At 39.4% G+C, this 236-nt stretch carries 1 rRNA gene; it reads left to right on the forward strand.

Annotated elements, in window-relative coordinates:
- Positions 1-137: 137 nt before the first annotated feature.
- Positions 138-236, forward strand: a 16S ribosomal RNA gene (locus H6A61_RS15690); the annotation flags it as partial.

Raw genomic sequence — 236 nt, forward strand, 5'->3', positions numbered from 1 at the left:
ATAAACAAACAGAATGTAGTACAAGCGTCACATTATATATATGATGTGATGAAAAGTAAGAATAAACCGTCAATTGAATATAAAACGGTATCCTGAACAGAGACAAAACACATCCTAACGGATGTACAAGATATTTTACAATGAAGAGTTTGATCCTGGCTCAGGATGAACGCTAGCTACAGGCTTAACACATGCAAGTCGAGGGGCAGCGGGATTGAAGCTTGCTTCAATCGCCG

The organism is Bacteroides caecigallinarum (assembly GCF_016901995.1).
GTDB classification, from domain to species: Bacteria; Bacteroidota; Bacteroidia; order Bacteroidales; family Bacteroidaceae; genus Phocaeicola; species Phocaeicola cellulolyticus.